The organism is Streptomyces sp. NPDC126497 (assembly GCF_040302425.1).
In the GTDB taxonomy this organism is placed as follows: Bacteria; Actinomycetota; Actinomycetes; order Streptomycetales; family Streptomycetaceae; genus Streptomyces.
Window position 1 is genome coordinate 22,316 of the sequence record NZ_JBEORT010000082.1, and the last position, 8,958, is coordinate 31,273.

The window sequence follows — 8,958 nt, forward strand, 5'->3', positions numbered from 1 at the left end:
TCAGCGATCCGGGACGCGTTCTCCCGCCGGGTCGTGGCCTGGGAGGCCTCCGCCCACGCGGACGCCGACCTCGTGCTGACCTGCCTCGAGTACGCCCTCCCATCCCGGGAGGTCGAACCCGGCCATTTGATCCATCATGCGGATCACGGCTGTCAGTACACGTCCGTGAAGCTCACCACACGCCTGGTGAAAGCAGGGATCGAGGCGTCCATGGGTTCCGTCGGGAACTCCTATGACAACGCCCTCGCCGAGAACCTGTGGATGCTGGTCAAGACCGAGTGCATCCGCGGCCGGACCTTCGCCACCCGGGCCGAGGCGAACCTCGCGCTCTTCGAATACCTCGACGGCCTCTACAACCCCCGCCGCATCCAAAAACGCCTCGGCTACCTCAGCCCCATCGAGTTCGAGGAGAAGCACTACGCCAACCAGGAACCGGCCGAACCGGTGAACCTGAAACCACGCCAAACGGCCCTGACCAGCCAGTCAGCAACTCCCGCATAGCGGGGGAACCTCAACGTCGATCGCGGAGTACACGAAGGTGGCCGGGATGCGTTCGCCGAGGTACTTGAGCTGGTCGGAGGTTTCCGCACCGGCGCGCCGCTGGGTGTCCAGGAGGTGGACGTCGTCGATGAGAACCAGCTGGGTGCCCAGCTCGCACAGCAGGTCGCACACGGCGCTGGTGATCTGGGTCTGGCTGAGGCGGTCGGTGATGGGCATGCCGAGGAACCGGGCGAACTCGCTGACGAGCATCTTGGGGGTGGCGGCCGGCGGCACGCTGATGAACAGCACGGGCCGGCGCTCTGCCTGTCCTGGGTGCTGGCGGGCGTCGGCCAGCTGGAAGGAACGCCCGAGCGCCATCATCGTGGTGGTCTTACCCGTGGCTGCAGGGCCGGAGATGATCCACCCGCGGCGGGCGCCGGCCTGCTGGCAGCGGTTGACCAGCAGCAGCCGGCGTACGGCGGTGAAAACGCTGTCCATGGCGGGGGTGCGCATGACGGCGAGTTCGGAGTGGTAGTCCTCGCGCTCCGCCTGGGACCAGGCGGGGTCGTCGGCGTCGCGCGCGGGCGCAGGGGCTCGGTGGACGAAGGCATCCCAGCCCTGCCACGCGGTCGGAGGGACCAGCGGGGCGAACCCGACAGCATCGTTGGAGAGCGGGCTCACCATCGCAGGGATTCCTCGAAGGGGTCGTAGACCGTGACCTGGGCACGGCGCGGAGCAGGTACGCCGGTTTCCTGCACTGGAGCCGTTGAGGAGGCGCTCGTCCGTGCGTCTTCAGCCGGCCAGGCGCCCACGGCGTCGTCGTCGGTCAGGTGCTCCTCGTCGTCCTCGTCGTCCTCGCTGTCGTCGAAGACGTCCTTGTCGACAGGCTCGAGCGCCCTGGCCTCCGGCTGCTGTCCGTACAGGAGCCCCCACACCGCGCCGCCATTGTTCGCGGTGCCGGCACGGGCCCGGGCGGTGACGACCTTCTCCAGGTGGCTGCCCCGACCCGCAGCGGCGCGCTCGAGCAACTCGCGCAAGGCGAGGGCCAGGTCGTGTTCGTGCTGGACGCGGCTGCCGCATCGGGCGACGGTGCGCCGGATGTGCTGCCAGGTGAAGTCGGTGAACGGGGCGGTGACCAGGGTGTGGTGGACCCATGGCACCGTCTCCCAGCTCCCCCCTTGCTGGGCCTGGCCGGGGTTGGGCAGGCGTACCCAGATCTGGCCGGGCGCGTGCGGGTCGTAGTGGATCTCCCACAGTCCGTCCCCTGCTGGCGAGCGTTCGCCGCGGTGGGGGGTGAGGGCTTTGTGGTCGTAGGTGCGGTAGTCGATGCGGATGCCGTAGTCGTTGATCTTCTGCCGCTTGACGGGCATCAGCTCGATGTAGTCCTCGCGGCCCAGCGGCACCGGGACGTACCCGCACACGGCGACCAGCGCCGCCCACATCTCGTTCGGCGACAGCGCGCAGCGGGGCATCATCGGGTGCCGCAGCCCGTCGTGCTCACGTCCCTGCCACCCGCAGATGATCCACTCCTGGAACATCTCGGCCAGCTGGGCCAGCGTCCACACCGCTTCGCCCGCGGGGTGATTCCCGCGCTCGCCGGCATGCGAGGCCGTGTAGCCGGCGACATGCTGTACAAACAGCGTGTTGATCGAGGAGAAGGTGCGCTCCACGTGCCCCTTGGCCGGCCCGTTGCCCGGCGGCGCGGGCTGCACGGAAATGCCCAGCGACTCGCAGGCGGCGATGAACGAGGACGAGATGAACACATTGCCCTGGTCGACCACGATGGTCTGCGGGGCGATCACCGGCCGCGCCGCGGTGCCTTCGAGCCGGGCGTCCACGCTCAGCAGCCGCTCGTAGGGCACCACCGAGTGTTCCATCGCCAGCGCCTCGGCCCAGGTGGGCCGCATCGGCGCCGGGACCATCATCTGCGCCAGCAGCTGCGCCGCGTCCACGCTGCGGGTCCCTTTCGCACGCAGCACGGCCGCGCAGATGGTGCGGGTGGCCACATCCAGCGCGATGGTCAGCTCCGGACGCTCCACCACCCCGTCGTCGAGGACCACGAAGGCGTCCAGCACGGTGCTGCCTATCATCACCAGCTCACCCGGCGCCATCACCGTCGTCGGGACGAACGGGGGAGCCGACCTCGCTGAGCGCCAGTGGCGCTGCCGCGCACTGCCCAGCAGCCCGCGGCCGTCGGCGAGGGCGTGCACGAGCCGGTTGAACGTCGCCCTCGAGGGCAGCGGCACCACCTCGGCCCCGTACTGCTCGGCCAGCAGCCGCTCGGTGTATACCCGAAGCCGCCCCAGCGTCCCGCTGGAGCGCTCCCGCCCGGTCTCCACAACCTCCCGCAGGGCGGCCACCACCCGCTCGTCCGCACGCCCCAGCGCCGTCCGCGGCCGGGTGGCCCGGTGGTCCACCAGTCCCCACACCCCGTCCTGCCGGTAGCGGGCCCGCATCCGCCGCACCGTCACCGCGCTGGTGGGCATGCCGGCCGCCGACAGCTCCGACGCCTTCGCCTCCTCACGCTGTGCCAGCGTCCGCGCCTACGGGGCGTACTCCGCTCGCGGCGGACCTGCCGCACCCGGCCCGCCCGGCCGCCCCGTCTCCACCTCCCGCACATGCCGCTCCCACGCCAGAGCTCGTTCCCGCACCGCCTCGGGCAACGACTCCAGCAAGCCCAGCGGCGGCACCCTGGGCACTCTTGGCGCGTCCAGGACTTCGAATCCCGCATCGGCGAACAGCAGCGACAGCAAAACCGCCGCTACTTCACCGTCCTCGGTGACCAGCCGCACCTGACCGTCAGCAAGAGCCCCAACCGCCCAGGCACGCCCCCCGAACCGCACCTGGCGCCCCAGCTCCACCACCGGCCTGCCCGGCACTCTGCTGCCCGCCCTCACTCTGCGGCCTGCGCCCACACCGGCATCCGCTCATGCACCGGCGCCCCCAGGTCCGCCGCCAGCCGCCCCGCCCACAGCGCATGGAACAGCGCGGGCAGCACCATCAGCGGATCCCCGACCCTGCGTACGGGCGCTGTCACGTTGGCTGACCGGGTGGGAGGATTTTCGGGTTGGTCGTACGAGGAGGAGCCGTCCGTGGGCAGCGCGCCACCGTCGTACAGAGGGCATCGGTACCCGGTGGAGGTCATCTCCCACTGCGTGTGGCTGTACTTTCGCTTCCCGCTCAGCTTCCGTGAGGTCGAGGAGCTCATGCTTCAGCGCGGCATCCTCGTCTCCCATGAGACGGTCCGCCGCTGGTGCGCCAAGTTCGGCCAGGCCTACGCCAACGGCATGCGAGGCCGGGCGACAAATGGCACCTGGACGAGGTCTTCGTGAAGATCAACGGAGAGCAGAAGTACCTGTGGCGGGCCGTCGACCAGGACGGGATGGTGCTGGACATCCTCGTGCAGAACCGCCGGGACACCGTTGCGGCCCGGCGGTTCTTCCGCCGCCTGTTGAAGAAGACGCGCGCGGTGCCCCGGGTGGTCGTCACTGACAAGCTCCGCTCCTATGGCGCGGCCCACCGCGAGGTCATGCCCTCCGTCGAGCACCGCTCGCGGCGTTGTCACGTTGGCTGACCGGCGTGGGATGATCTTGTGGTCGATCGTGCCGGGGAGGGTTCGCTCGTGTCGTCCGCGCCGCCGTCGTACCAGGGGCACCGGTACCCGGTGGAGGTCATCTCCCACTGTGTGTGGCTGTACTTCCGCTTCCCGCTCAGCTTCCGTGAGGTCGAGGAGCTCATGCTTCAGCGCGGCATCCTCGTCTCCCATGAGACGGTCCGCCGCTGGTGCGCCAAGTTCGGCCAGGCCTACGCCAACGGAATGCGAGGCCGGGCGACAAATGGCACCTGGACGAGGTCTTCGTGAAGATCAACGGGCGGTTGCAGTATCTGTGGCGTGCCGTCGACCAGGACGGGCACGTCCTCGACATCCTCGTGCAGAACCGGCGGGACAAGGCCGCAGCCCGACGCTTCTTCCGCAGGCTCCTCAAAAAGACCCGCACGGTGCCCAGAGTGATCATCACCGACAAGCTCCGCTCCTACGGCGCCGCCCACCGTGAGGTCATGCCCTCCGTGAAGCATCGCTCACACAAGGGCCTGAACAACAGGGCGGAGAACAGCCACCAGCCAACGAGGCAGCGCGAACGCGCGATGAAAAACTTCCGCTCCGTGGGCGGAGCCCAGCGGTTTCTGTCCGCGTTCAGCGGCATCTCACCTCACTTCCGGCCCCGCCGCCATCTGATGCCCGCATACCACTACCGCGCCGAAATGACCGTCCGCTTTGCAATCTGGGAGCAGATCACCGGAGTCGCCGGCCTCCCCACCACGGCCTGAGCACCCGGAACCGGCTCCACCACACCACGACGCACCATCAGACAGCTACCCACCCAACAACGTGACAGCGCCCGTCAGGGTCCTCGACGGGGCTGTGGTTGTTCTTCACAAAACACGTCAACTGTCTTCGGAGGCCCATCGGTTACGCCCCGACGCTCCATTCCGGTGTGGCTACCGGTGTGCGGTGAACCGTCCGTCGGGCCGTTTGTGCAGCCAGCCGCGATCGGCGAGCTTGGTCATTTTCGCCCGTAGCGGTTCCAGCTTCCCGCGCACCGCCACCTCCAGCCCGAGTGCCTCGCCCACTACCCTGACCTGCACCGGACCGTCCGCTGCCCGGGCGATCGCCGGGCAGCGAGGCCTCGTCAAGGCCCTCGCCGCGGTGCGGGATCAGCAGGACCGGCCTTCCCGCCACTCGCGCGGGCACCGGGGAGGCGACCACGGCTGCTTCCGCTTCGGCCAGCCGGTTCAGGACCCGCTCGGCCTGGACCTCCTGCATCTGCATGGTCAACTCCTCTGCTGGCACGTCCAGTTCACTGCGGCGAGCGATGATCCGCTCCAGGTCTCCCATACCCTGCGCCCTCCCGCAATCCCACTGCGTACCGCCCCGGTCACGGACCGTAGAAGCGGTCCCGGCAGGAGCGCAGCGGAAGCCGAGAACCGCCTCAGCCGACAGGACAGACGATCTTCACCATGGGCACCCGTCGCCGACCAGTGCGAGCACGGCGACTCGCCCGCACATCAGCCCACCTCACCTGCACGTTTTACGATGCACGGGCCTCATTGAGGTTGACGGGCTACAACAGCCGTCGGCCTAGCGGGCCGGAGCCACCCGGTGGAGGCGCCGGAAACAGAAGCGGGGGGTCGGGGTGATCGAGTGCTTGTCGGTCGAAATCGTCAATAACGACAGAGAGCAACGGTCCGTGCAAAATCTCCGTCGTGAGGCTGTGGCCGACGCGCAGGGCGATGGACCTGAGAGACGCCGCTACCGGGCCCAATCCGTCCTCGACGAGCCCGTGTATCTCGTCGGCGTAGCCGTGCGGGCTACGGCCTTGAGTGCTGGGTGGGTACCCGGGCTCGAATCGCTCGACCACTTCGCCGTCCACAACGCTGGAGAACACTGTCAGCCCTTTCTCTGTCGTGAGCAGAACGAGGCATTCAGTCTGCGCCGACAGGTCGCGCATGATGGCATACGTGAACCCGATAGGGTTTTCGAACTCGATGCAGAAAGCCCACTCGCCCAAAACGCCGGCGCGTAGCAAGGTGCCCGATCGTGGAGCTTCGGGGGCCTCTCGCAAAGGCACCCAACTGAACCTGTCCGCGTCGGCTCCGTAGATTCCGGCGACCTCTTCTGCACTCCTGCGCAAACTAACAGTCAGGCAGAAGTTCTGTGACATGTCCAAGGTCCAGGTGCTGGCCATTTTGTTCCAATCAATATTTATGCCCTCGCCCGCCCCGGCATTCATAGCCGCGGGCGGACGAAGTTGGTCATGCCGTCAGTCGACGATCACAATTCCGTCGCCGTTTTATTCGCCGGTTTTAACCTTTTCGTAGAAATCGGGGATACTCACCCAGAAGCTGTCATCCTCCATCAGTCGCCAGTCCTGGATGTAGTTGGAGTACGCGGTGCCGGCAATCCCGTTCAAGCTCCCGGGCACGTGGCCGCGCACGCAGGGCTCCTTGCCAGTGACGGGCCTGGACGGATCGGAATCATACACATGGTATTTTCCGTCGTCCTCGAGGAGCGGAGTGATTTCGGCACAGAGTGCCCCGTCGGTGCCACCTTGCTTGGTTGAGGCGAAGGGATACTCGTCGCACGAGTCGTCGGGCACTATGTCGGGCTTGTGGACGAACTCGACGGTGCTCTTGTAGCCGCAGGTGTACTTGCGCCTTTCATCGCCGTCGAGGGCGCGCTGCATCGGCTTGCGGTAGCCCCACCCGTCGGGAAGAGCATATTGCCCGAAGCCATAGGTTACGGCTGCGGCGCCGTACGTGCTGATCGGCAGCTCCATGTCGGGCGGCGTAATGCTGGGCAGCGCGCATCCAGTGCTCTCGTTGCCCGTGTCGGTGAGATGAGTGTTGCAGCGCACGTAACGCGGCATCGTCCATTCCACGTTGGGCTTTGTGGGTGTCGACCCGGTGTGCGTGATGTACAGATGGTACTTGATCTCGGTGAAATCCTTCTCGTCGACATCGGGAACGTCGGAGTAGGCGACCGTCCCCTCAGTCAAATCATTCGCGTTGCTTAGAGTTTTGGCGCCAGTCCAAGGGCTTTTTTGCGTCGTCTTGCAATTCAGATCGCACGAGACGTCAGCGGACACGTTGAGATGCTGCACGGCCGCCGCTGGGTCTCGACTTCCGTCAAACTCCACCTTCATGCTCTCCGACCACGTGCCTTTACGCGGGTCCAGCTTGGCGGTGGTGTTGATGTAGAGGTTTGCCGTGCCGAGGACCTGGTCCTGCTCACCGCGAAGGGTGAACTCCACCGTCATTTCCTCGAGGCAGTACTTCAACCGCTCGAAGTGCCAAGTACCCGGATCCGAGGTTTCGCAATACCCCCCTCTGCCTGAACCTCGTTTGCGCGGAGCGCCTTGGCGGCGGGCGCCTGCGGTGCTGCGGACGCGATGGACGTGCAGATTTCAGCGACCCCGGCGCGCTGGTCGGCCGACCCCGGTTCGGTCGGTGAGCAGCTCTCCTTGGCCGGCTCGACCTTGGCTGACTCCGAAGTCGGGGGCGCCCGTGGAGGCGTGAAGCCTTCAGGTATCTGTATCGACAGGGGCGCTGCAGTTTCGCCCTGAGCTTGCGTGATGGCGATCGCTTGAGCCGGTAGCAGCATCGCAAGCGTCGATGCTATTGCCAGCGTCAGAGGCCATTTACGTCTTTCCCGCACGTTACTCCCCTAGTAGCGCGGTCATGATGGACGTGCCTACTTGCGGTGGTCAGGAGATCACGCAGTGATCATCGTGTCAACGATCCATTATGCAGCGTGTGACCAATGCATCATCGGGGATAATGGCGGTAAAATTTTAAGTAAACGCCAACGGTGGGCACCCTCGGTGGACTGTCGCCACCGGCGTTGGTTCTCAATGTGACGGGTGAGGTCGGCGGCGGGTCGACTCTAATCCAGGTGAAAAGGTCAGCCGAGAAAATCCCGACTGGCAAATCCTTGTAATTGGAAATGTAGCGCCCGCACCCCCTACCCATACCCTCCGCGCCTGTGGCACGGAGGGTATGGAGGATGTAATTCCAGTGCCACCTCACAGTCTTCGCTTCACGGTTCGGAGTAACGGCAAGTGATGCTTTGGCGGGATTTCTCGGGTTGGCTGATCTTTGCCAATTGCACTGGGTGTAAATCCTGCGATTCGCGTTAGCCTCGCGCTTTCATGGAGCGGGCTGTCCGACGGGTGGGCAGGTAAGCGAAAAGTGCCTCTGACCAGCAAGAATGAGGATTGTCGAGGTCCTTGTTCCTGCCACTGCCGGAGGCACTTCTCAGGTGAAGAAGCGTATCGGGTCCTACCCACGCGTCCGCATCGAGGGCGGTGGCCGTGGGGTGGTGTCCCAGGCCGGGGCCGTGCTGCTGGTCGAGACGGTCCGCAAGACCGGGCTGGACCAGGCGATATCGGCGGCGCTTGCGCCATGGCGACGGCCGCGGGCGGTGCACGATCCAGGCAAGATCCTCCTGGACGTGGCCCTCACGGTCGCGCTGGGCGGGGACTGCCTCGCGGATGTCGGGACGCTGCGGGCCGAGCCCGGCGCGTTCGGGCCGGTGGCCTCCGACCCCACGGTCTCCCGGCTCGTCGACGCCCTCGCCGCAGCCGGGCCGAAGGCCCTGTCCGCAAAATCACGGGCGGCGTCGACGCCGTCGGCCTGCACGGCCCGGAGGCAGGCGAAGGCGCTGATGGCTATGGCAGGGTCATCAAAGCGATCACGTGATGGTTTTGGGCGTGACGGTTTCTCACGTACCGGACGCTCTGCGAATTGTGACTGCCTGGGAACCGCCGATGCTCGGGCCGCGGCCCTACAAGCGTGTGCGTTGCTGCGGTGCACCTGAGCCGACCGATGGCGTCCCGCTGTGTGGTGTAGGGGATCTCCGCAGTTGAGTGCGCGGGTTCTGCTCCCCCGGGTGCACCGCCTGCCGGTGACTGCTCCCTG

General features: G+C 66.5%; 7 protein-coding genes and 3 pseudogenes. 4 read left to right on the top strand and 6 right to left on the bottom strand.

The features are described from left to right. Nucleotides 1-6 precede the first annotated feature (6 nt). A complete protein-coding gene (locus ABTY20_RS26910; RefSeq protein WP_351999642.1) occupies nucleotides 7-501 on the top strand; it encodes an IS3 family transposase in 495 nt (164 codons plus the stop codon). Here the strand turns inward: ABTY20_RS26910 and ABTY20_RS26915 are convergent. The 3 genes from ABTY20_RS26915 to ABTY20_RS26925 form a co-directional block, all read right to left on the bottom strand. Beyond that, entirely contained in the window at nucleotides 484-1,164 is a 681-nt protein-coding gene (locus ABTY20_RS26915) for an ATP-binding protein (protein ID WP_351999635.1), read from the bottom strand. The genes ABTY20_RS26910 and ABTY20_RS26915 overlap by 18 nt on opposite strands. Beyond that, complete coding sequence (locus ABTY20_RS26920; RefSeq protein ID WP_351999636.1) at nucleotides 1,158-2,966, bottom strand: TnsB C-terminal domain-containing protein; 1,809 nt, start codon at nucleotides 2,964-2,966, stop codon at nucleotides 1,158-1,160. Before ABTY20_RS26920 ends, ABTY20_RS26915 begins: the two co-directional genes overlap by 7 nt. Before the next feature lie 407 nt (nucleotides 2,967-3,373). Beyond that, on the bottom strand, nucleotides 3,374-3,517 hold the full coding sequence (locus tag ABTY20_RS26925) for a hypothetical protein (RefSeq protein WP_351999637.1): 144 nt from the start codon (nucleotides 3,515-3,517) through the stop codon (nucleotides 3,374-3,376). 55 nt (nucleotides 3,518-3,572) lie between these two features. Here ABTY20_RS26925 and ABTY20_RS26930 point away from each other — a divergent pair. Both ABTY20_RS26930 and ABTY20_RS26935 read left to right on the top strand, forming a co-directional pair. Further along, nucleotides 3,573-4,039: pseudogene (locus tag ABTY20_RS26930) on the top strand (IS6 family transposase); the annotation flags it as partial. A 63-nt stretch (nucleotides 4,040-4,102) separates the two neighbouring features. Beyond that, nucleotides 4,103-4,809 (top strand): annotated as a pseudogene (locus ABTY20_RS26935) (IS6 family transposase). A gap of 171 nt (nucleotides 4,810-4,980) precedes the next feature. Here ABTY20_RS26935 and ABTY20_RS26940 read toward each other — a convergent pair. The 3 genes from ABTY20_RS26940 to ABTY20_RS26950 all read right to left on the bottom strand — a co-directional run bounded on the left by ABTY20_RS26940 (nucleotide 4,981) and on the right by ABTY20_RS26950 (nucleotide 7,292). Continuing rightward, a complete protein-coding gene (locus tag ABTY20_RS26940; RefSeq protein ID WP_351999638.1) occupies nucleotides 4,981-5,127 on the bottom strand; it encodes a hypothetical protein in 147 nt (48 codons plus the stop codon). A 476-nt stretch (nucleotides 5,128-5,603) separates the two neighbouring features. After that, entirely contained in the window at nucleotides 5,604-6,227 is a 624-nt protein-coding gene (locus tag ABTY20_RS26945) for a DUF6461 domain-containing protein (RefSeq protein ID WP_351999639.1), read from the bottom strand. 105 nt (nucleotides 6,228-6,332) lie between these two features. Then, on the bottom strand, nucleotides 6,333-7,292 hold the full coding sequence (locus ABTY20_RS26950; protein ID WP_351999640.1) for a NucA/NucB deoxyribonuclease domain-containing protein: 960 nt from the start codon (nucleotides 7,290-7,292) through the stop codon (nucleotides 6,333-6,335). Nucleotides 7,293-8,299: 1,007 nt separating this feature from the next. Here ABTY20_RS26950 and ABTY20_RS26955 point away from each other — a divergent pair. Next, nucleotides 8,300-8,662 (top strand): annotated as a pseudogene (locus tag ABTY20_RS26955) (transposase); the annotation flags it as partial. Nucleotides 8,663-8,958 lie beyond the last annotated feature (296 nt).